The organism is Pseudomonas sp. MT92, from assembly GCF_058792515.1.
In genome coordinates this window covers 387,724-408,347 of sequence record NZ_JBXAFA010000002.1, presented here as the reverse complement: position 1 = coordinate 408,347, position 20,624 = coordinate 387,724, and the positions used below count along the sequence as shown (strand labels likewise).

Annotated in this window: 23 protein-coding genes; 10 read left to right on the top strand and 13 right to left on the bottom strand. The window is 61.2% G+C overall.

Annotation, left to right across the window (positions count from 1 at the left end):
- The first annotated feature begins 168 nt into the window (after positions 1-168).
- Entirely contained in the window at positions 169-1,794 is a 1,626-nt protein-coding gene (locus AC1Q6D_RS04965) for a methyl-accepting chemotaxis protein (protein ID WP_103405438.1), read from the top strand.
- 48 nt (positions 1,795-1,842) lie between these two features.
- Here AC1Q6D_RS04965 and AC1Q6D_RS04960 read toward each other — a convergent pair whose 3' ends face one another.
- On the bottom strand, positions 1,843-3,162 hold the full coding sequence (locus AC1Q6D_RS04960; RefSeq protein ID WP_103405437.1) for an ATP-binding protein: 1,320 nt from the start codon (positions 3,160-3,162) through the stop codon (positions 1,843-1,845).
- Positions 3,159-3,899: a response regulator gene (locus tag AC1Q6D_RS04955; RefSeq protein ID WP_047530534.1), complete on the bottom strand. Its 741-nt coding sequence runs from the start codon at positions 3,897-3,899 to the stop codon at positions 3,159-3,161. The genes AC1Q6D_RS04960 and AC1Q6D_RS04955 overlap by 4 nt, the downstream gene beginning before the upstream one ends.
- A gap of 305 nt (positions 3,900-4,204) precedes the next feature.
- Here AC1Q6D_RS04955 and AC1Q6D_RS04950 point away from each other — a divergent pair, with 305 nt between their 5' ends.
- The 3 genes from AC1Q6D_RS04950 to AC1Q6D_RS04940 all read left to right on the top strand — a co-directional run bounded on the left by AC1Q6D_RS04950 (position 4,205) and on the right by AC1Q6D_RS04940 (position 6,077).
- Positions 4,205-4,468, top strand: a complete 264-nt coding sequence (locus AC1Q6D_RS04950; RefSeq protein ID WP_103405436.1) for a DUF2790 domain-containing protein — start codon at positions 4,205-4,207, stop codon at positions 4,466-4,468.
- A 47-nt stretch (positions 4,469-4,515) separates the two neighbouring features.
- Positions 4,516-4,770, top strand: a complete 255-nt coding sequence (locus tag AC1Q6D_RS04945; protein WP_103405435.1) for a hypothetical protein — start codon at positions 4,516-4,518, stop codon at positions 4,768-4,770.
- Positions 4,771-4,859: 89 nt separating this feature from the next.
- On the top strand, positions 4,860-6,077 hold the full coding sequence (locus AC1Q6D_RS04940; protein WP_103405434.1) for a cytochrome c biogenesis protein DipZ: 1,218 nt from the start codon (positions 4,860-4,862) through the stop codon (positions 6,075-6,077).
- 6 nt (positions 6,078-6,083) lie between these two features.
- On the opposite strand, the gene AC1Q6D_RS04935 is transcribed toward AC1Q6D_RS04940, so the two are convergent.
- A complete protein-coding gene (locus AC1Q6D_RS04935) occupies positions 6,084-7,052 on the bottom strand; it encodes an AraC family transcriptional regulator (protein WP_207291546.1) in 969 nt (322 codons plus the stop codon).
- A 187-nt stretch (positions 7,053-7,239) separates the two neighbouring features.
- Here AC1Q6D_RS04935 and AC1Q6D_RS04930 point away from each other — a divergent pair, with 187 nt between their 5' ends.
- Complete coding sequence (locus AC1Q6D_RS04930; protein ID WP_103405433.1) at positions 7,240-7,509, top strand: DUF4242 domain-containing protein; 270 nt, start codon at positions 7,240-7,242, stop codon at positions 7,507-7,509.
- Positions 7,510-7,546: 37 nt separating this feature from the next.
- Positions 7,547-8,365 carry a class I SAM-dependent methyltransferase gene (locus AC1Q6D_RS04925; protein ID WP_103405432.1) on the top strand — a complete coding sequence of 273 codons (819 nt, stop codon included), beginning with the start codon at positions 7,547-7,549 and terminating at the stop codon, positions 8,363-8,365.
- Between the two features lie 70 nt (positions 8,366-8,435).
- On the opposite strand, the gene AC1Q6D_RS04920 is transcribed toward AC1Q6D_RS04925, so the two are convergent.
- Both AC1Q6D_RS04920 and pcsA read right to left on the bottom strand, forming a co-directional pair.
- On the bottom strand, positions 8,436-8,822 hold the full coding sequence (locus AC1Q6D_RS04920) for a DUF488 domain-containing protein (protein WP_103405431.1): 387 nt from the start codon (positions 8,820-8,822) through the stop codon (positions 8,436-8,438).
- A gap of 4 nt (positions 8,823-8,826) precedes the next feature.
- A complete protein-coding gene (gene pcsA, locus AC1Q6D_RS04915) occupies positions 8,827-9,549 on the bottom strand; it encodes a phosphatidylcholine synthase (protein ID WP_103405479.1) in 723 nt (240 codons plus the stop codon).
- A 261-nt stretch (positions 9,550-9,810) separates the two neighbouring features.
- Between pcsA and AC1Q6D_RS04910 the strand changes: the two genes are divergently transcribed.
- The gene (locus AC1Q6D_RS04910) at positions 9,811-10,548 is read left to right on the top strand and encodes a tellurite resistance TerB family protein (protein ID WP_103405430.1); all 738 of its coding nucleotides are present in this window, start codon (positions 9,811-9,813) and stop codon (positions 10,546-10,548) included.
- Between the two features lie 104 nt (positions 10,549-10,652).
- Here AC1Q6D_RS04910 and AC1Q6D_RS04905 read toward each other — a convergent pair whose 3' ends face one another.
- Positions 10,653-11,111, bottom strand: a complete 459-nt coding sequence (locus tag AC1Q6D_RS04905; protein WP_103405429.1) for a cupin domain-containing protein — start codon at positions 11,109-11,111, stop codon at positions 10,653-10,655.
- Positions 11,112-11,292: 181 nt separating this feature from the next.
- Here AC1Q6D_RS04905 and ligD point away from each other — a divergent pair, with 181 nt between their 5' ends.
- A complete protein-coding gene (ligD, locus tag AC1Q6D_RS04900) occupies positions 11,293-13,380 on the top strand; it encodes a DNA ligase D (protein ID WP_103405428.1) in 2,088 nt (695 codons plus the stop codon).
- On the opposite strand, the gene AC1Q6D_RS04895 is transcribed toward ligD, so the two are convergent.
- From AC1Q6D_RS04895 to AC1Q6D_RS04870, 6 genes are all read right to left on the bottom strand, one after another.
- Positions 13,381-14,070: a DUF3313 domain-containing protein gene (locus tag AC1Q6D_RS04895; RefSeq protein ID WP_103405427.1), complete on the bottom strand. Its 690-nt coding sequence runs from the start codon at positions 14,068-14,070 to the stop codon at positions 13,381-13,383.
- Positions 14,071-14,118: 48 nt separating this feature from the next.
- Positions 14,119-15,387 carry an OmpP1/FadL family transporter gene (locus AC1Q6D_RS04890; RefSeq protein WP_103405426.1) on the bottom strand — a complete coding sequence of 423 codons (1,269 nt, stop codon included), beginning with the start codon at positions 15,385-15,387 and terminating at the stop codon, positions 14,119-14,121.
- A gap of 76 nt (positions 15,388-15,463) precedes the next feature.
- Positions 15,464-17,080, bottom strand: coding sequence for an arylsulfatase (locus AC1Q6D_RS04885; RefSeq protein ID WP_103405425.1), 1,617 nt, complete (start codon positions 17,078-17,080; stop codon positions 15,464-15,466).
- Positions 17,081-17,338: 258 nt separating this feature from the next.
- Positions 17,339-17,617 (bottom strand): DUF3303 domain-containing protein, encoded by a 279-nt coding sequence (locus AC1Q6D_RS04880; RefSeq protein ID WP_103405424.1) that lies wholly within the window; start codon positions 17,615-17,617, stop codon positions 17,339-17,341.
- Between the two features lie 207 nt (positions 17,618-17,824).
- A complete protein-coding gene (locus AC1Q6D_RS04875; RefSeq protein WP_103405423.1) occupies positions 17,825-18,364 on the bottom strand; it encodes a phosphohydrolase in 540 nt (179 codons plus the stop codon).
- Positions 18,364-18,765, bottom strand: a complete 402-nt coding sequence (locus AC1Q6D_RS04870) for a hypothetical protein (RefSeq protein WP_103405422.1) — start codon at positions 18,763-18,765, stop codon at positions 18,364-18,366. Before AC1Q6D_RS04870 ends, AC1Q6D_RS04875 begins: the two co-directional genes overlap by 1 nt.
- Before the next feature lie 143 nt (positions 18,766-18,908).
- Between AC1Q6D_RS04870 and AC1Q6D_RS04865 the strand changes: the two genes are divergently transcribed.
- Both AC1Q6D_RS04865 and AC1Q6D_RS04860 read left to right on the top strand, forming a co-directional pair.
- A complete protein-coding gene (locus AC1Q6D_RS04865) occupies positions 18,909-19,238 on the top strand; it encodes a hypothetical protein (protein ID WP_103405421.1) in 330 nt (109 codons plus the stop codon).
- Positions 19,239-19,374: 136 nt separating this feature from the next.
- Positions 19,375-19,791 (top strand): organic hydroperoxide resistance protein, encoded by a 417-nt coding sequence (locus tag AC1Q6D_RS04860; RefSeq protein ID WP_103405420.1) that lies wholly within the window; start codon positions 19,375-19,377, stop codon positions 19,789-19,791.
- Between the two features lie 78 nt (positions 19,792-19,869).
- Here the strand turns inward: AC1Q6D_RS04860 and AC1Q6D_RS04855 are convergent, their stop codons facing one another.
- Entirely contained in the window at positions 19,870-20,571 is a 702-nt protein-coding gene (locus AC1Q6D_RS04855; RefSeq protein ID WP_103405419.1) for a VIT1/CCC1 transporter family protein, read from the bottom strand.
- Positions 20,572-20,624: the final 53 nt, after the last annotated feature.

The following is a 20,624-nucleotide window of genomic DNA, read 5'->3' as shown; positions in this document are numbered from 1 at the left end:
ATTTATTTGCTCGATTCCCCCAATAAATCTCAAGCCTGGCCGATACAACTAACAGGCGCACACAAACCCACTACAACAAGGGCGCCCATCTGAAACGGGCGCGCCGACGCCTGCCGTTCAGTGATCACGCAAGGATGCTCGTAGCCACCAACACCCGAGAATCATCCTATGTCACTGCGTAATCTGAGTATCGCGCCTCGAGCTTTCCTGGGGTTTGCCTTCATTGCCCTGCTGGTCATTGTGCTGGGGGTGTTTGCGGTGAATCGCATGAGTATCATCCGCCAGGCCTCCCTGGACATGGAAACGAACCAACTGCCCAGCGTCGGTTTTCTTGGCAACATTACCGAAAACGTGTTGCGCATGCGCATTCTGTCGTTCCGGGTATTGGTCAACCGTGATCCGGCAGCGCTGCAGGATGCCCAGACGCGCATCGGCGCGCTGATCGACAAGGTGCACAGCGCTCAGGCCAGTTATGCCGCGTTGCCATCCCAGCCGGAAGAAGCGCAGCTGTACAAGACCTTCACCGTTACCCTGGACAGCTACATGCAAGCCCAGGAGCAGATGCTGGAATTGTCGCGCCAGAACAGACTCGATGAAATGCGTACGCTGATCAACACGCGGATCAAGGACGGCACCGATCAGATGGGTGAGCAGCTCAACAAGTTGGTGGCACTCAATACCGGCTATGCCAAAACCGCCTCGGCCGAAGCGGGCGCCAACTACAGCGGCGCCATTATCGGCATCGTGGTCGCCGCTGTGATGGCCGCGCTGATGACCATCCTGTTGGCCTGGTTGCTGACCCGCAGCATCGTCACGCCGCTGAACCGCGCTTTGCTGGCGGCGCAGACCATCGCCGATGGCAATCTGAGCAAAACCATCGAGGCCGACGGTCAGGATGAGCCGGGGCGTTTGCTCGGTGCTTTATCGACCATGCAGGCCAATTTGCGCAAAACCATCGAGCAGATCTCCGGTTCCGCCACGCAACTGGGGGCCGCCGCTGAAGAGCTCAGCGCCGTGACCCAAGATGCCTCTCGCGGTCTGCAACAGCAGAACAACGAAATCGAACAGGCGGCCACCGCCGTCAACGAAATGACCGCTGCCGTGGAAGAAGTGGCACGCAACGCGGTATCGACCTCCGAAGCCTCGAGCCAGTCGACCCAGGCCGCCCGGGAAGGCCGCGACCGCGTGGTGGAGACCGTCGACGCGATCCAGACCATGACCCAGGACGTGCACACCACCTCGTTGATGATCGAAGGCCTGGCTGCCCAGGGGCGCGACATCGGCAAGGTGCTGGATGTGATTCGCGCCATCGCCGAGCAAACCAACCTGCTGGCGTTGAACGCGGCGATCGAAGCCGCCCGTGCCGGTGAGGCCGGGCGCGGTTTTGCCGTGGTCGCGGACGAGGTGCGGGCGCTGGCCCATCGCACGGCGCAATCGACCCAGGAAATCGAGAAGATGGTCGCCGGCATCCAGAACGGTACCGGTGAAGCCGTGGCATCGATGCAGCAAAGCAATCACCGTACCCAAAGCACCCTGGAAATGGCGCGTGCCGCCGGTGTCGCGCTGGAGCAGATCACCCAGTCGATCCATTTGATCAACGAGCGCAACCTGGTCATCGCTAGTGCATCCGAAGAGCAGGCCCAAGTGTCACGCGAAGTCGACCGCAACCTGGTGAATATTCGCGATCTCGCCACGCAGTCCGCCACAGGCGCCAACCAGACCAGCGCCGCCTCCCATGAACTGTCACGCCTGGCGGTGAATTTGAACGCGCTGGTGTCGAAGTTTGTCATTTAACGCGGTGCCCATGGCCGGGGTTGCGGATTGACCCGAAACCCCGGTCTTTCAAGCCGAGCGAGCCGGCAACTTGAGCTGCGCGCACAAGCCACCGCCCTCACGATTACTCAACGTCAGCGATCCCCCGATCGCCAACGCCAGTTGCTGTGCAATCGCCAGGCCCAGGCCGGTACCGCCGGTGCTGCGGTTGCGGGAGTTTTCCACGCGGTAGAACGGCTGCATGACCTGGGCCAGTTCCTCTTCGGCGATGCCCGGACCACGGTCCATGACGTTCACCGACACGCTGCCGTCGGCCTGTTTCTCCACCAGTAATTCGGCAGAACCCGCGAACTTGAGGGCGTTGTCCGTGAGGTTGACCAGCACCCGGCGCAAGGCATGGGGGCGGGTGTCGATGACGGCGGCGCTCTTGCCGTTCAACTGGACCTCTTTGCCCATGTCCTGGTAGTCGAAGACCAGGCTGTCGAGAAACGAGTCCAGATCCGTGCGGCGGCTTTCTTCGGTGGAGCCATGGATGCTGCGCGCGTAGGCCACGCCTTCGCGCACCAGGTGTTCCATTTCACCGAGGTCGTTCCAGAGTTTGTCCTTTTCGGCGGAATCGTCCATGAATTCGGCGCGCAGTTTCATCCGGGTGATTGGCGTTTGCAGGTCATGGGAGATCGCCGCCAACAGTTGCATGCGCTCCTTCAGGTAGGCGGCGATGCGCGCCTGCATGGCGTTGAATGCCTTGGCCGCGTGCGCTACTTCAGTCGGGCCTTTTTCGTCGAGCAGCACCGGGTGGGTGTTGGGGTCGAGGGTGTCCACGGCTTCGGCGAGACGGCTCAGGGGGCGGATGGCGATGCGCACGGCCAGCCAGGTGCAGGCGAGCATCAGCGCCAGTTGTCCGAGCAGGACGATGGGCAGCCAGGGTGACAACGGCACCATCGAAGGCCGTACGTCGATGGTCAGCGGGCTGCCGTCCGAGAGTTTCAGGTGCACCTGAAAGTGTTTTTTCGGCCCGGGAATGTCGGTGAAGGTCATCGGGTAATCCTGGCCGATGGCGTCCTTGATCGAGGCCATCGCCATCGGCGCCTCGGGCATGTCCATGTCCATCGGCGTGCCTTTTTCGCCGTCACTGAGCAGATAACCGTAATTGGCCCGTTGCAGTTGCTGCAGCCAGCCGGCGCGCTCGTTGGCCGGCAAGCGGTCGAGGATGGCGATGGAGGTCGAGACGTCGGTTTCCAGGTTGCCGAGCATGGTGTTTTTCGAGCTTTCGTAACGCTCGTAGTACTGCGCACCGAAAGACAGGGCCTGGGCGAGGATCAGGCCGATCAGGAAAATCAGCGACAGCCGCGACGCCAGGGTGCGAGGCCAATGCATCGATAGACTCACGAGGGGGCACCGACGATTTCCACGGGCAGGGAAAACACATAGCCCTCGCTGCGCACGGTCTTGATGTAGGCCGGTTCGCGGGCATCGTCCAGCAGGCGCTGGCGCAAGCGGCTCACCAACAGGTCGATGGAACGATCGAACAGGTCGGCGTCGCGACCCTGGGTCAGGTTGAGCAATTGGTCGCGGTTGAGCACCCGCTGCGGATGGTCGAGGAATACCCGCAGCAAGCGATATTCCGCACCGCTGAGCGCGACCATGGTGCCGTCCTCATCGAGCAGGTGGCGGGCCGAGGTGTCCAGGCGCCAGCGCCCGAAAGCCAGCAGGCGGCTGGTTTCGGTGACCACCAGGTTCGGTGGCAGCATGCGTGTGCGGCGCAGCACGGCGTTGATTCGCGCCAGCAGTTCACGGGCGACGAACGGCTTGACCAGGTAATCGTCGGCACCCATTTCCAGGCCGATGATGCGATCGGTTTCATCGTTGCGCGCGGTGAGCATCAAGACCGGGGTGGCCTTGTGTTTGCCGGCGCGCAGCTCGCGGCAGAGCATCAGGCCATCATCGCCCGGCATCATGATGTCCAGCACGATCAGGTCTACCGGCGTGGATTCGAGGAAGCTGCGCATCTGCCGGCCATCCGCCACGACCGTGGTGCGCAGGCCGTTCTTCTTGAGGTAGTTGCCCACCAGTTCGCGGATCTCGCGGTCATCGTCAACGATGAGGATGTGATCGACGTGTTCCATGGGTGCCTGCCTCTGTCAGTGGGGGATGTCGCACAGTTTATCGAGCCTTGGCCCGCTCGCCCGTAGCCCTTTGTATTGCAGTGTATCTGGCCAGTCGGTGGATACACACAGACGCAAAAACGCGAATTTTCAGGGGGTTTGTATCCCTGTGTATCCCGGCCCGGCTTTGATACTTGCCGATTTACCCGCGCCTGTTCCCGACACATACGGGATACCTCAGGGGCTTCTAATAGGTTCCATCGAGGCACGCCCAACCGCCACTAGCCAACAAACGACCTATCCGTTGAAACCTTGAGGAAAACGCCATGAACACCAAAGCCGTCTATGCCGCTTGCCTGTTTGCCGCCCTGAACATCTGCACCTTGTCGGCCCGTGCCGAAGCGGATGTCAGCTCTAAAACCTACACCTACGGCACGCAACTGGACATCAAGAAAGTGGTGTCGTCGAAACAGGACGCCACGCCTTCCTGCGGGGTCGTGAATGCACAACTGACCTACCTGGACTCCCAGAACAAAACCCGGGTCCTGGACTATCGCAAGATTTCTGACAGCTGCAACTCGGACAACTGAGTCCCACGATTCGCCATAACCATCCTTTTGAATCCAGGAACAACACCATGAACCACATCAGCCGCTACTTGACCGCCATTGTCTTCTCCGTCTCCGGTGTCGCTGCCCACGCCAACGCCGCTGTGGAACAAAGCGCCTGCGGCAGCAGCACCTGCTTTCAGCTGACGCCCGTGGCGCAGAAGGGCGGCGACGCCTTTCTCGCCGAGGACGGCTACAACCGCACGCCACAGGGACAAGTCGTTGCCGAAAACGGTTACAGCCGCACGCCGCAGGGGAAGCAGCAGGATAGCCAGACAGTTTGATGAATAACGCGGTCCCCTGCAGGCGCTGGCAAGCCAGCTCCTGCAGGGGCACGTGCGTGCATTGCCACCCTCTTTTTCAAGGTGATCCCATGTTACTCATCGCTTTCCTGGGCGGCATATTGACCGTCCTCAGCCCCTGCATCCTGCCGGTCGTGCCGTTCCTGTTCGCCGGCGCCCATCGCACGCGCTCATCGATCCTGCTGACCCTGGGCGGCATGGTGCTGACGTTCGCCCTGATTTCCAGCCTGGCGGTGGTCAGCAGTGAATGGGTGATCAAGGCCAGCAGCAGCGGGCGCCAAGTGGCCCTGATCGTGATGGTGCTGTTCGCCCTGTCGCTGATTTCCGCACGGGTTGGCGATTGGCTGGCACGGCCTTTCGTTCTGCTGGGTAACCGCATCGACCCGGACAGCCGCAAAATGTCCGGCCCGTTGAGTTCGATCATGATCGGTGTTGCCACCAGCCTGCTATGGGCGCCGTGCGCCGGGCCGATCCTTGGGGTGATCCTCACCAGCGCCATGCTGCAAGGCGCGAATGCCGGGACCAGTCTGTTGCTGCTGGCCTATGGCGCCGGCAGTGCGTTGTCCCTCGGCACCTTGATCTTCGCCGGTCGTGGTCTGGTCAATCGTCTTAAACCCTCGATACCCGTAACCGGTTGGTTGCGTCGTGGCGCGGGGGTGGCGGTGTTGGCCGGTGCCGTGATGATTTCCACTGGAGCCGATGACGTTCTTTTGGCCAATACCTCCTCGGAAGGGGTCAGCCGTGTCGAGAAGGGCTTGCTGGAAACCGTGCCGAAGGTCGTCGATTATCTGGTTAGCAAGGTCAAGGCCGATTCGTCCATGGACAACGCCAAAGGCGCCATGCCTTCGCTGACGGGGGCCGTGGAATGGATCAACTCGCCCGCACTGAGCAACGAATCGCTCAAGGGCAAAGTGGTGCTGGTCGACTTCTGGACCTTCGACTGCATCAACTGCAAGCACACCCTGCCGTACGTGAAGGACTGGGCGAAGAAATACGGGAAGGACGGCCTGGTGGTGATTGGCGTGCACACGCCCGAGTACGGGTTCGAACGCATCATCGACAACGTCAGGGACAAGGTGAAGGAGTACGGCATCACCTACCCGGTGGCGATCGACAACAACTACGCGATCTGGCGCAACTTCGACAACCAGTACTGGCCGGCGCACTACCTGATCGATGCCAAGGGGCAGGTGCGGTACACGCACTTTGGTGAAGGCAGCTATGAGACCCAGGAGAAGATGATCCAGCAGTTGCTGGAGGAGGCGAAGGCAGTCGCTCCAGCGGCGTAAAAAAGATCAATGAGCCGTCCGGTTTTCCTGACTGCGCCGCCACGCCGCTGGCGGCGACCCGAACTCTCGCCTGAATGCCCGACTGAACGCCGTATCCGTCTGGTACCCCACTTCTTCGGCAATGCGCAGCAGCGAACTGTTGCTGCTGCGCAACAGATTGGCCGCCAGCAACATCCGCCATTGCGTGAGGTACTGCATCGGCGAGATCCCGACCAGTTGCTGGAAGCGTTCGGCGAGTACCGATCTGGAGGTGCCGGCAGTGCGAGCCAGCTCTTCCAGGGTCCAGCAGTGACAGGGTTTGTCGTGCAGCGCGTTGAGGGCGGCGCCGACGATCCGGTCGCTTACGCCGGCCAGCCAACCGGTTCGGCCCTTGCCCTGTTCGTGCATGTACAGACGCAGTACCTCGATGAATAACACCTCGGCCAGTTTCGCCAGCACACCTTCGCCGCCCGGCCTGGGGGAGCGGGCTTCGGCCAGGGCGTAATGCACCGAAGACTCCAGCCAGACACCGGCCGCCGAGCCGCGTACATTGACTCGCACCACGGGCGGCAACCCCGTCAGCAACATCCTCGCCAACCGCGTGTCGCACGCCAGATAGCCGCACACCAGGCGCGTGGTCGCGCCGCCTCCGCCGTAGCTCAACTGCCGGGGCCGGCGCGACAGGACCGCATCCAGACGCGCGCCGCTGGCCGGAATCAGGCCAGGTGCGGAGCACATGCGATGGGCGTCGCCTTGCGGGAACACGACGACATCGCCAGCCGTCAGCAGCAGCGGCGGGTCATTGCCCAGTTCGACGTAACACTCGCCTTCGGTGATCAAGTGAAAGATCACCACCCGTTCGGCGTTTGGCTCCAGGAACGGCGCGGCGCTGTCGGCGCTCGGTGACTGATAGCACCAGGGCGCGGTGAACCGGGCGTTGATGAAAATCGCGCCGACCAGGCGCACGACACGCAGGGTCTGTGACAGGGCATCCATGAGGGTTTTCCAATGCCGATCGTGGGTCAGAAAGCTGATTGTGAGCCTGTAGCGGCCCCGCATGAAACCTCCGGACGATCGGACAGTCTTGGCCGACGATCGGGCAGGACGCCGACTTTGCCCGGCGCGATAGTGGTCACGCAGGGCCCGCCGGCCCTGTCATCCATAACAAGAATGAGAGGTTGCCATGCCTAAGTTCGTCATAGAACGCGAGATTCAAGGCGCTGGGACACTGTCACAAAGGGATTTGAAAGCCGCTTCGCAAAAGTCCTGCCGGGCGTTGCGCGAGTTGCCGCAGGTGCAGTGGCTCCAGAGCTATGTCACCGGTGACAAGCTCTATTGCGTGTACATCTCGCCGAGCGAAGAGCTGATCAGGGAGCACGCCAGGCTGAGCGGTTTCCCGGCCAATCGCATCTCCGAAGTCGCCCACATCATCGATCCCACCACGGCCGAATAAGCCGGGTTGCGTTCCAAACCGCAACGGAGCGGAATTCATGAGTACACCCATTGATCTTGTTGCCCTGAAAAACCGTCAAATGGCTGCCTGGGCCAGTGGCGACTACGCCGTGATCGGCACCACCCTGCAAATCGTCGGCGAACAACTGGCCGAAGCCTGTGACCTGCTGTGCGATGAGCGAGTGCTCGACGTGGCGGCCGGCAACGGTAACGCCACGCTGGCGGCGGCGCGTCGAGGTTGCATCGTCCGCTCGACGGACTATGTCGCCGCATTGCTTGAACGCGGTGAGGACCGGGTCAGGGCAGAGCGCCTGAATGGCAATGTCGTCTTTCAGGTGGCGGATGCCGAAGCATTGCCCTTTGAAGACGCCAGTTTTGACGCGGTGCTTTCGACCTTTGGCGTGATGTTTGCGCCGGACCAGCCCAAGGCTGCCGCGGAACTGGCGCGGGTCTGCCGGCCGGGAGGCCGGATCGGCCTCGCCAACTGGACACCGGAGGGCTTCGTCGGCCAAATGTTCAAAACGCTGGGTAAACACCTGCCTCCACCGCCCGGCGCGTTGCCGCCGTCGCAGTGGGGCACCGAAGCCTGGCTGCGCACGCACTTCGACGAGCACGACTTCCTTGTCCAGGTCACGCGCCGGATCTACAACTTCCGCTATCGCTCGGCGGCGCATTTCATCGACACCTTCCGGGCGTGGTATGGGCCGATGCACAAGGCCTTTGCCGCGCTGCCACCCGACGGCGCCCAGGCCCTGGAACATGACCTGATCGAACTGATCAACCGGTCGAACCGGGCAGGGGAAAAGTCGCTGGTGGTGCCGGGTGAGTATCTGGAGGTGGTGATAACAAGGCGTTAAGTCGACAAGGCATCATCCCCTGTGGGAGCAAGCTCGCTCCCACAGGCAATTTGCACTGATGTCGGGCGGGTTAAACCACCTCCGCTCCCCGTGCCACCAGCAACTCGCGCAGCACTGAGCGATGACAATGGGCTTCGTCCTCGCAGTAACAGCCAACGGCCAGCGAGGTGTGATGGGAGAGGGCAGCCAGCAGATCGAGCAACTGGCTGGGCACCGGATGGTTCATCTCGGCCTTGAACTTGCGTTTGAAGGCGTGCCAGGCCTTTTCGTCTTCGGCGGACTTGGCTTCGTGCACCAGTTCCTGGCTCGGAGACAGCAACGGCTGCCAGACATCATAGAAATCCCGACTGGCGAACTCGGCCTTGGGTACGCCCCGGGGTGGGCGGCGCACGGTGCCCAGGCGCAGGCCTTCTTCGGGTTGGCGCGGGGAGCCGAGTCGCACGATGTGGATGGGCATGGCGCTACTTGAGCCGTGAGCCTTCGAACCACTCCAGCGCCGTGCGCCACAAGCAGATCCCCAGAAAATACGCCGACATCAGCAGCCAAAGCCCCATGACCATCGGATTGATCAACGGATGGTTGATCACCAGCGACAAACTGCACAGCAACCAGATGGCCGTCACGGCGATATTGACCGGCATGAAGCGGCGCACGCGGAACGGATGCAGGAACTTCATGCGGGTCAGGGTCAGCAGCGCCAGGCCGATCACGGTGAGGAAGGTCACCCACGGCGACGGCGCGATGATGTACAGGCACAGGGCAACTACGTTCCAGGCGGCAGGGAAGCCCTGGAAGTAGTTGTCCTTGCTTTTCATGTTGACGTTGCAGAAGCAGAACAGCGATGAAACCAGGATCAGCGACACGGTCAGCAGCAGGGTGTAGTCCGGCAGTGGAATGTAGCGGTAGATGAACAGCGCCGGGATGAAGACATAAGTCAGGTAGTCGATCACCAGGTCGAGGATCGAGCCGTCGAAACTGGGCAGCACCGACTGCACATTGACCTTGCGTGCCAGCGCACCGTCGAGGCCGTCGACGATCAGGGCCACGCCCAGCCACAGCAAGCAACTGGTCGGCTGGTTATCGAGCAGGGCGAGGGTCGCGAGGAAGGCAGTGACGACGCCGGTGGCGGTAAAACCATGGGCACCCCATGCTTTGAGCCTGGCGATGTGTAGTGTCGATATCACGGGGGCGTTCTCCAGAAAGTGAAGCAAGCCAGTCATCACCCTCATCTGGCGGACGGCGGCAAACCGGGTCGGGTTGCAGGTATCGACCGGGTATCCGGGAATAAGGTTCACCACTCATGAATCTTAGCTGCGCCGTAAAAAATACTGCAGATAAATCTACGGCCGCGAGTGGGGGACGTGTCAGCCAAACGGTGGTGGCGCAATCGGGTGCGAGGGCTATCGTTGCCTGACTGGATCACTCTCATCGATGAGGACACCGTCATGAACACCAGCGATCTGCTCGAACAATTATTGCGGGCCGGCCAGGGCTCGATGTCGCAACGGGGCGCGGGTGGGGCGTCGGCCCAAGGTGGGCTCGGTGACCTTGGCGGGTTGCTCGGCGGCCTGCTGGGGGGCGGTGGCGGCGCTGCCAGTGCAGGCGGCGGTGGCCTGGGTGGCTTGGGTGGTTTGCTGGGCGGCCTGCTCGGCGGTGGTTCGCCAATGGGCGGCGCGGCCCCCTCGCGTTCCGGTGGCGGCACCCACTATGCCGCCCTCGCTTCGTTGGGAATGATGGCATTTCAGGCCTATCAAGCCTGGCAACGCAGTCAGGTCGCCGCGCCGCAACAGGCACCCCGCACCGTGGACCTGTTGGCCGGCCCGGAAGTCGAGGAGCACAGTCACGCCATTCTTCGAGCATTAATCGCGGCAGCCAAGGCTGACGGTCGGATCGACGATGCCGAAAAACAGATGATCAGCACTGAAATCGGCCGACACACCGGCGACCCGCAACTGCAGCAGTGGCTTGATGCCGAAGTCGCCAAACCGCTCGATGCCAGCGAAGTGGCCCAGTCGGCCACCGACCCCGGCATGGCGGCGGAAATGTACCTGGCCAGCGTGATGCTGGTGGACGATCAACTGGACGCCGAGCGCAATTACCTGGACGAACTGGCGGCGGCGCTGAACATCGACCCGGATTTGCAGGTGCATCTGGAACAGCAGGCCAAAGGCGGGGCGGCCTGAAAATCAGGTCGTCTGTTCGGACGCCATCGCGGGCAAGCCACAGTGTGGTGTGCGGTCTCAAATCCCTGTGGGAGCGGGCTTGTCCGCGAAGAACGATAACGCGGTCAGCCCGCTGAAGTGGCATCCGGCTTGGGTAGCAGAAAGGTAACGTCATAGCGCTTGGCGACTTCAAGGATCCGTGGCAGGTCCTCGGGCACCTTGAAGCGGTCCATTGCGGCAAAGAACTGCCCGCCGCGCGGGTCGGACACCACGCCGATCATTTTCGCGGTAGGGCTGATGTTCTTGTACGCATGGACCGAGCCGCCGGGGATATGCACATAACCACCGGGCGAGATAGTCGTGGCCTTGCCCTCCACCGTCACTTCAACCTGGCCATCGATGACCAGGAATGCTTCATCCCACGGATGAAAGTGCGGGGGCGGGCCTCCACCTTTCACCCCCTCCTGGATATGCACTTCAAAGGGTTTACTCAGGTCCCCGCCAGCGAGAATGGTGATTGTCTCGCCAACGACATTGACTGGCGCTGGAACATTCCCGGCGTCGATGACGTGAACCGTGCGCATGATTGCTCTCCCAGAGTGAGTCAACACCGGTTGAGTATAAGCACTGGAACGCGGCGACCGCCCTGGCTGTGCGGGCCGTCTGTCCGGGCGTTTTCAATGTCGATGGAATTTTCGTTGGCATGGCTCGCTCTGCTGAGGGAGGGACGAGCAATCGCGTCCTGTAGCGAGCAGCAGGTGAGCCATGAACAAGGACCTGGATGACGACAACCGCAGGCGCGATATATCGGCAACGTCGGAGCCAGTCGCGGTCAACCGTTCGGGCGGAAAAAACGCCAAGGCCAACGCGATCAAGAAACCGGCCACCCCGGCACGCAAGGAAAACCCCGGGCCACTGACCGGCGCGCGCAAAGCCAGATTGCCGGAGTTGATCAAGCCGGAACTGGCGACGCTGGTGGAGAAGGTCCCCGATGGCCAGTGGCGTTATGAGGTCAAGTTCGACGGTTACCGGATCATGGCCCGCATCGACCACGACGAGGTCAAACTCTTCACGCGCAACGGCCACGACTGGACCCACAAGCTGCCCGGACAGGCCAAGGCATTGGCCGCCCTGCACCTGGAATCGGCCTGGCTCGACGGCGAGATGGTGGTCGTGGACGAGGAGGGCGTACCAGACTTCCAGGCCCTGCAAAATGCCTTCGAGGCCGGTCGCAGCAGCCACATCGTCTACTACCTGTTCGACCTGCCGTACCTCAACGGCGTGGACCTGCGCGAAGTGCCAGTGGAAGAACGCCGGGCAGCGCTGGCGACAGTGCTCAAGGCCGGTGATCACCCCTTGCTGCGTTTCTCCGACGGCTTTGAAGAAGAACCGCAGGCGTTGCTCAACAGTGCCTGTCAGATGCGCATGGAGGGTTTGATCGGCAAGCGGCTGGGGTCGCCTTACGTGTCCCGGCGCAGCAGCGACTGGGTCAAGCTCAAGTGCAAGCATCGGCAGGAATTCGTCATCGTCGGCTTTACTGATCCCAAGGGTTCGCGCAGTGCATTTGGCGCATTGCTGCTGGGCTTGCATGACCGTGCCAGCGGTGAGCTGCGCTACGCCGGCAAGGTCGGCACCGGGTTCACCGAGGCGACCCTGGCCAGCGTCCACGACCAGCTCAAACCCTTGCAGACGAAAAAGCCGGCGGTGGTCAATCCGCCCGACGGTGTCGAGTTCAAGACGATGCACTGGCTCAAACCGCGGCTGCTGGCGGAAGTGGCCTTTGCCGAAATCACCCGCGACGGCTCGGTACGCCATGCCGTGTTCCATGGCCTGCGTGACGACAAGCCTGCCAAAGACATCACCGAGGAGCGTGCGACGACCGTGAAAACTGCCCCGACAAAAAAAAGCAGCGCTGCCAAATCCGCCGCGCAAAAGAATCCCGACCCCGCGCCCTCACAAATCGGCCTGGACAAGGGCAAGGTCCGTATCACTCACCCGGACTGGATCATCGATGCCAGCAGTGGCAGCACCAAGATGCAACTGGCGCAATATTACGCCAGTGTCGCCGAGTGGATTTTGCCGGAGCTCAAGGACCGCCCCGTGGCACTGGTGCGGGCCCCGGACGGGATTGCCGGCGAATTGTTCTTCCAGAAGAACGCCGAGCACCTGGCCATTCCCGGCATCACTACCCTGGACCAGAAACTCACCGGCCAGCCGATGATGGTCATCAACAACGCCGAAGCCCTGATCGGTGCGGTGCAGATGAGCACCGTGGAGCTGCACACCTGGAACGCCACATCAGACAATCTCGACAAGCCCGACCGCTTCGTCCTCGACCTCGACCCGGATCCGGCATTGCCATGGACGCGCATGGTCGAGGCGACCCAGTTGACCCTTTCGGTGCTCGATGAACTGGGACTCAAGGCGTTTCTCAAGACCAGCGGAGGCAAGGGCATTCACCTGGTGGTGCCACTGACCCGCAAGTCGGGCTGGGATGAGGTCAAGGACTTCAGCCACGCGATTGTCAGCCACATGGCCAAACTGCTGCCGGAGCGTTTTTCCGCCGTGTCGGGGCCGAAGAATCGGGTCGGGCGGATTTTCATCGATTACCTGCGCAATGGTCTGGGCGCGACCACCATCTGCGCCTATGCCGCGCGTACCCGCGAAGGCTTGCCGGTGTCGGTGCCGATCTTTCGTGAAGAGGTAGAGTCGCTCAAGGGCGGCAACCAGTGGAACATTCATAACCTGCATGAACGCCTGGCGGAGGTCGGCAATGAGCCTTGGGCGGATCTGAAGAAAACCCGGCAGTCGATCACCGCCGACATGCGTCGGCGGGTCGGCATGAAGCAGTAATCAGTACGCTTGAGGTTTGTTGATGAAGGCCTGGAAGTCGGCACCCAGCTTGTCGATGGCCGCTTTGAAATCCTTGGCGGTGATCTTCTGGCTATCATTTTCCAGGGTGCTGCCGAACACTTTGCGCACAACCCTGCCCACGGTCTGGTTGCTTTTCGCGTCGATGAACTCGGCTTCGATAAACAGGGTGGTGTCCTGGTCCCGGTGGCCGGTCGCGGCGCTGACACCACCTACAACGGCGGCAATCGGAACGATTTCATACCACTTCATGCCTTCGTTTTCGGCATTCACCCCGGTGATCGCCGCACGCATGATCAACAGTTTCGAGCCCTTGGGGGCGGAGGCCGGCGTGGTCACCACGCGGTACTTCTGACCCAACGTGCCTTTGGCCTTGGTGGTCATGTAGTTCTGGATATCGTTGAGCGTCTGCTGGTTGACCCGCTCATCGGGCTTGGGCGCCGGATAAAGCTCCAGCTTGTTGAACGCTACCGTGTCGTAGGCATTGGGGTTCCACGACGGGCTCACCCAGCGCATCGCCGTACCACCGCTGGGCGTTTGTACTTCTTGCAGGTTGTCGTAACTGGACAAGAAGCCGGAGTACTGCGTTTTCTCGGTGACCTTCGAGGTGCAACCGCTGAGTAGCAGGCCGGTCAGTGCGGCGCCGATAAGCAAGTTTCGGGACAGGTTCATAATGCTGTGTGCTCCTTGGATAAAGTCGTTTTTCTTCGTCAGCAGAAATCAGAAACGCCAGGTCATGTTTCCGGTCACCGCTTGAATCCAGGCATTGTCGAATTGACCGGAAATTCGATCGCCTGACAGGGTTTTGCTCTGATCCACCGGCATGTCACCCAGCCAGACCATCGCCCAACTCACGTTAACGTCGGTGTCCTTGTTAAGAGCATAGGTGGCTCCTGTCGCAATGCGCCAGGATTCGGCCATCGGCACGGTGACCGTGCGATTGCTGTCCGAAACGGCACTGCTGTCGTACGCCACGCCGACGTTCCACAACAGCTGTTGCGTGGCCTGGTACTGCGCGCCGAGGGAGAGGTGCCAGGTGTCCTTGTAGTTGGCGTCGATCGTGGTTGATTGCGCGTTGTTCGCCGTAGTGTCGACCTGTACCCCGACCTGGCCGAACTCCGACCAGTCCTGCCAGTTGACCGAGGCCAGCAAGGCCCACTGCCGGTCCAGTTGCTGGAACAGGCTCAGGGTGACGGTTTGTGGCACCGTCATGTCGAGTTGGGTATTGGCGTTGTCCAGCCGTCGCAGTAACGGACCGTCGCCCTTGACGTCCAGCTTGTCTTCGAAGTTCAGATCAACCTTGCTGGTGTAGGTCAGGCCCAGACGGGTGCCGGGTTGCGGGGCGTAGATCACCCCGACGTTGGCGCCAAAGCCCCAATCGTTGTCTCTGTACTTGAACTGGCCGTCGCTGCGGTCGGTCAGGCCGAAGGGCGAGCGGTCGATGGCGGTGTCGGCTTTGAGCATGCCGTACATGGCTTTCACGCCGATGCCGACTGACCATTGGTCGTTGAAGCGGTAGGCCACGCTCGGCACCATCGACACACCGAGCACGCTGGCGTTTTGCGCGAAGTAGCGCCCGGACCAGTTGTTGTCGTAATTTTCCGCCAGCCCGAAGTCGCCGTACTGACCGAAGCCGACGCTCCAGTGATCATCGAGTTGATGGGTGACGAAAAAGCTGCCGCCGGGGATTGGGTCGAGGGCATTGCCGCTGCCGCTGCCCGGGACATTGGTGTTGGAATCGCGATCGAAGCTCAGGTCGCCATAGAGCACCTGCAGGCCGGCGGTGATTTGCGTGCCAGGCAGGTAGCTCATGCCCGCCGGGTTGCTGGCAATCGTCGAGGGGCCCTGGGCCCTGGCGGCGGCGCCGGCATTGGCCAGGCCGGTGTTATCGGTGCCGATTTCGTAGAGCATGATGCCGCCGGCCCAGGCTTGCTGGCAGCACAGGGCGAGCAGAGTGGCGGCAGGCAGGGCGGAGGTCTTTATCTGCATACGGATTCCTTATTGCGTCGATAAACATCCGTCGAAGACGCGGGTGACCAGCCTCGGCCACCCGTGAGTTCACTCGTTACTTGGCCATCTCCGCCCGAGCGGCTGCGATCTTGGCCTTGACCGAATCGAGGTTGAAGCTCGCGCCTTTTTGCATCGGCGGGAACTCGATTGCGGTTTCAGCCAGTTTGGCCACCTGTTGTTGCACGAACACGAAACGCCAGAACTGGAACTTGAACCAGTCGAAGTACTGTTGCGAGCCCTGTGCCGACTGGTTTTCCGGCCAACCCATGCGCTCGAACGGGTCGAGTCGCAGGTTGGTCAGGAACGGTACATCGACTGGAACTTTAGCGCCCATCCAGCCACCTGGCTGGTCGATGAAGCGATATTTGTAGTCATCAATGCGCACCGCGCCCAGCGAACTTTCGCCGAAATAGAAGATTTCGTGACGGTTCGACGGACCCTTGCCGGTGATCATTGGTGTCTGATCGTAGCCGTCCAGGTGCACTTTGTAGGTGGTATTGCCCAGTTGTTTGCCCTTGAGCAGTTCAGCCGTGATGTTCGGGTTGCCTGCCGCCGCGACCAGGGTCGGGAACCAGTCCATCCCCGACATGATGCCGTTGGCAATCTGATTGGCCGGCACTTTGCCCGGCCAGCGAATGATGGCCGGCACTCGGAACCCGCCTTCCATGACGGTACCTTTGCCCATGGCAAACGGGGTGGTACCGCCATCCGGCCAGGTGAAGTTTTCCGCGCCGTTGTCCGTGGTGAAAATCACGATGGTGTTGTCATCCATACCGTCTTTTTTCAGCTTGGCCATGACGTCGCCGACGATGTCGTCGAGCTGCGCCATGCCAGCCTCCTGTTCTGACCAGCCGTTTTGCGCGTTACGCATCGCTTCGTATTTGTCGGACAGGTGCGTGACGATGTGCATGCGGGTCGGGTTGAGCCAGACGAAGAACGGTTTGTTGTCCTGTTTTGCCTTGTCGATGAAGGAAAAGGCCTTGTCGCGAATCTCCTCGTCGATGGTTTTCATGCGTTCCGGATAAAGCGTGCCGGCGTCTTCGATTTTCTGTTTGCCGACCTTGCCCCAGCGCGGCATGACGGTCGTATCGTCGGTGGTGGTGGCCCAACTGTGGACCATGTTGCGTGGGCCCACTGTGGCGAGTAGTTCCTGCGGATAGTTGGGGTGCGCCGGGTCTTCCATGGCGTCGAGGTGGTAGAGGTAGCCGAAGAACTCGTCAAAACCGTGCACGGTGGGCAGGAACTCGTTCAAGTCGCCCAAGTGGTTCTTGCCAAACTGGCCGGTGGAATAACCCATGGCCTTGAGCGTGGTGGCGATGGTCACGGCTTCAGCGGGAATGCCGATGGGCGATCCGGCCTGGCCCACGGTGGTCATGCCGGTGCGGATCGGCAGTTCGCCGGTGATGAAGTTGGCGCGCCCGGCCGTACAACTGGCTTCGGCGTAGTAGTCGGTAAAACGCATACCCTCATTGGCGAGTTGGTCGAGGTTAGGTGTGCGCCCGGCCATCATGCCCTGGTTGTAGACACCAATATTGGACCAGCCAATATCGTCACCCATGATGACCACAATGTTGGGCGCCGATTTATCGGCGGCTTGTGCCATGACGGGTAGAGCCATAGCAATCAGCAGTATCGGCAGAGCAAACAACGAGGAAAATGGTGTCCGGTTCATGTCGAGATCCTGTGTACTGGTTTGAGTACCTTTGAGCAGTCCCCCGACCACTCTGAAATGGGATCCCCCGCGGATGAGCGTAGGTATGAATTGCGAAATATCCAGTAATAAAAAGTGGTTGTTTCAGGAGGCTTACACCGTATTGAAATCGAGTACGTCAGGTCTACGGGCATTGCAAACGAGGATTTTTTTCATTTGAGTTCTCTGTCTCGCGCACCGGCGTGGCGGCGAGCAGGGCCCGCCGCCCGGATGGCGCTTCTATTTGCCGACAGTGGCGGCCAGCAGCGGCGCCATCTGTTCATCGGTCAACGCCGCGTGGACTTCCATGCTCATGAGGTCGTTCCAGCCCAGCACCCATTGCTGAATTGGCACCACGTCACTGGCTTCGGCAATGCCAAAACCGGCCGAACCGCCCACCGCATGCCAGCGTCCCTTCATGGTGACGCCTGCGGGTGGAGCGCCGCCGGTCTTGAGAAAACGCTCGATTGCGGCATTGCGGTTGTCCGGGCTGATCGACCAACTGACTATGAATAACATCGGCCACCTCCTGTTGCGCATGGGCACCGGTTTGCCGGAGTGGACCTGGTTGGCGCCGGAACCGGGGTCGCACTGATGGTTTGCAGTTCCGTCCTGGCTGGTGTGCAGCAAGATCTCCCATGTGAAGGCATAGCAGCGGGCAGCGTTGCGCGTACGACCGCTGATCCTGTTCCGGGGATTATTCAAGGGCAGGACTGAACGCCTGTATCACCAGCGAAACATGGGCAGCGGGCGTAGCGGGGAGCGGAGGAATTGGCGGGCAGAGCGCTTGATCAGCATCCCGTGAAAGCCGTGATCGGGAAAGGTCGATTGCACGGTCTTGATGAACGCGCGTGGCAGGCCGAAACGGACCCGGCCGAGGGATACATCGATCAGGTCGGCCTGGCGGAAAGGCTCGACCGTTGTCGCATGCGTTGCCCGATAGGGGCGCACTTTGTGATGTTCGAGAATCAATGCACTCACCTGTTCTTTCAGGTCTGAACGTTGCGTGGTGTCCAGGTATTCACTGGCGAGGCGAATCGAGGGCGGCAGGTAATCGAGGGTGTTATCGGTCCAGAGGCCCAGGTCGTGAAACGCCGCCGCGATCTGCACCGCGTCGCACGGCAGGCCTTGAATGCCGCTGACCGCGCAATAGAAATTCAACACCCGATAGACGTGATTGCGATAGCCCTGCAGGTCGGTGCCGATTGCCAGCGCGAAGTCGGTGAGTATTTCGTCGGTGATGGGAAATTTAAGAACGGGGTTCATCATGCGTCCCGCAACAGGTCGTTGGCGTTGAGCAGCTCGTAGGCGATTTGCGGGCGTTTTTCCATGGCGCGACGAATCGCCGCCGGGATCGAGGCGCGGGTCTTGCGACACAGTCCCGGCAGTTCGCCCACCTGGATGCCGATACCGCGCATGGTCCGCACTTCGTTGAAACCCGGGGCGATGTCCACGCGAATGCCCAGTTGTTCGAACATTCGCCGTTTCACGTGCTCCAGGTCGGTCAGGCTCTGCAGGTTTTCCAGGCGGTCGATCAGGCGTTTTTCTTCGGCTCGGGTCAGAAACAGGATGCGCACGTCCGCTCCCGGTGTTTCCAGCAACGGGTCGCGCCCGCAGTCACAGACACCGGGTGGGCAGGGTTGGCGGATTGGAGCAGAGGTCGTCATGGGGCTCAATCATAGAGCGACGGGGTCGGATTTGCCCATAGGGTGCCAGCGCGGTGCATCGCAGAAAAGGCATTATGCTGGCCCCCAAGTGCTTCGCCTGTCGCCAGAATCGCCGGATTTTCAGGTGGTTAGGTGGAGTGTAAATGCGCAATATTCGGATCGCGCTGATTTCGTTCGGCGTTGCAGGTCTTGCAATGTCTGCCCAGGCCAGGGAATTGATGCCCAATGATCGCTACATGTGCAGTTGGGGGGCGGGGACGGCGGCAAGAGCCCAGGAGCTCAAGTTGGCGGGGGTTTCACTGTATGCGGCGCGGCAGAAAATCCACTCGTACAAGTTTTCCAAGTCATGGATGCGCATGATGGCCATGGGCATTACCGAGCAAACCTACGACAGTCCTACCCGGTTCAAACCCGAGGCGGTGCGCCAGAGTTTTTACAACGACTGCGTGAAGTACAAGCTGGCGCGTAAATGACGGGGGAGGTGGCTTCTGTCGGATCGGGCGCCCGGTTTTCCATTGACGTCTATATTGAACGCCTGGCATCAGGCCTCACGGCCGTTTTCTGATTCATCTGAACGTACATCAACGACATTCAAATCAGGAGATCATCATGACCCGGCTCGACAAAGTTCTATACACCGCCAAAACCCACACGATCGGTGGCCGCGACGGCGCCTCCCGCAGCTCCGACGGCATTCTGGATATCAAGCTGTCGTCTCCGGGCGCGGCGGGCGGTGGCACCAACCCCGAGCAATTGTTTGCCGCCGGCTGGTCAGCCTGTTTCATTGGTGCGATGGGCGTGGCGGCCAAGGAGCTGAAAGTTGTACTGCCCAAGGACGTGGCCGTCGATACCGAAGTCGACCTGGGCACCAATGAAGGTGGCTACCTGCTTCAGGCGCGGCTGAATGTCAGCCTGCCGGGGCTGGATCGCGAGACCGCGCAGAAACTCGTGGACACCGGGCACAAGTACTGCCCGTATTCAAAAGCCACGCGCAATAACATCAATGTCACGGTCAAGCTTGTCTGAGGTGAATAAGAGCCCCCACTAACAACGGCGCCCCCTTTGGCTGAGGGGGGCGCCGTTGTTTGATGCGCGTATGGCGAGCTAGACCACCGCGCCGAACAAACGCCCCACCAGGGCGGTCACCCCCATGGCCAGAGCGCCCCAAAAGGTCACTCGCCAGGCGCCGATCATGACCCTGGCACCGCCCGCCCTGGCGGCAATGGCCCCCAGCGCGGCGAGAAACACCAGCGACATGAGCGCTATCCATAAGCCCACGCTGTGCTCCGGCGCGACAAAGGTCACGGCCAGCGGCAAGGCGGCACCCGAGACGAAGCTGGCGGCCGAGGCCAGGGCTGCCTGCACGGGTTTGGCGGTCAGGGTCTCGCTGATGCCCAGTTCGTCTCGGGCGTGAGAGCCCAGCGCGTCATGGGCCATCAATTGGTCGGCGACTTGATGGGCCAATTCCGGTGAAACGCCCCGATGCATGTAGATGTTGGCAAGTTCGATGTGCTCGGCTTTCGGGTCGCTGGCCAGTTCTGCCCGTTCGCGCGACAGGTCTGCCTGTTCGGTATCGGCCTGGGAGTGCACGGAGATGTATTCACCGGCAGCCATGGACATGGCACCGGCCATCAATCCCGCCATCCCGGTCACCAGCAGGGTGGAATGGCTGGCGCTGGCGGCCGCGACGCCGATCAGCAGGCTGGCGGTGGAGACAATCCCATCGTTGGCCCCCAGCACGGCGGCGCGCAGCCAGCCAATTCGATCACTTCGGTGAGACTCGGTATGCCGGTGCATGAATTTCATCGTTGGGGGGACTCACTGTCAGGAGATGGATCAATACAGGGGGCAGGGCTGCA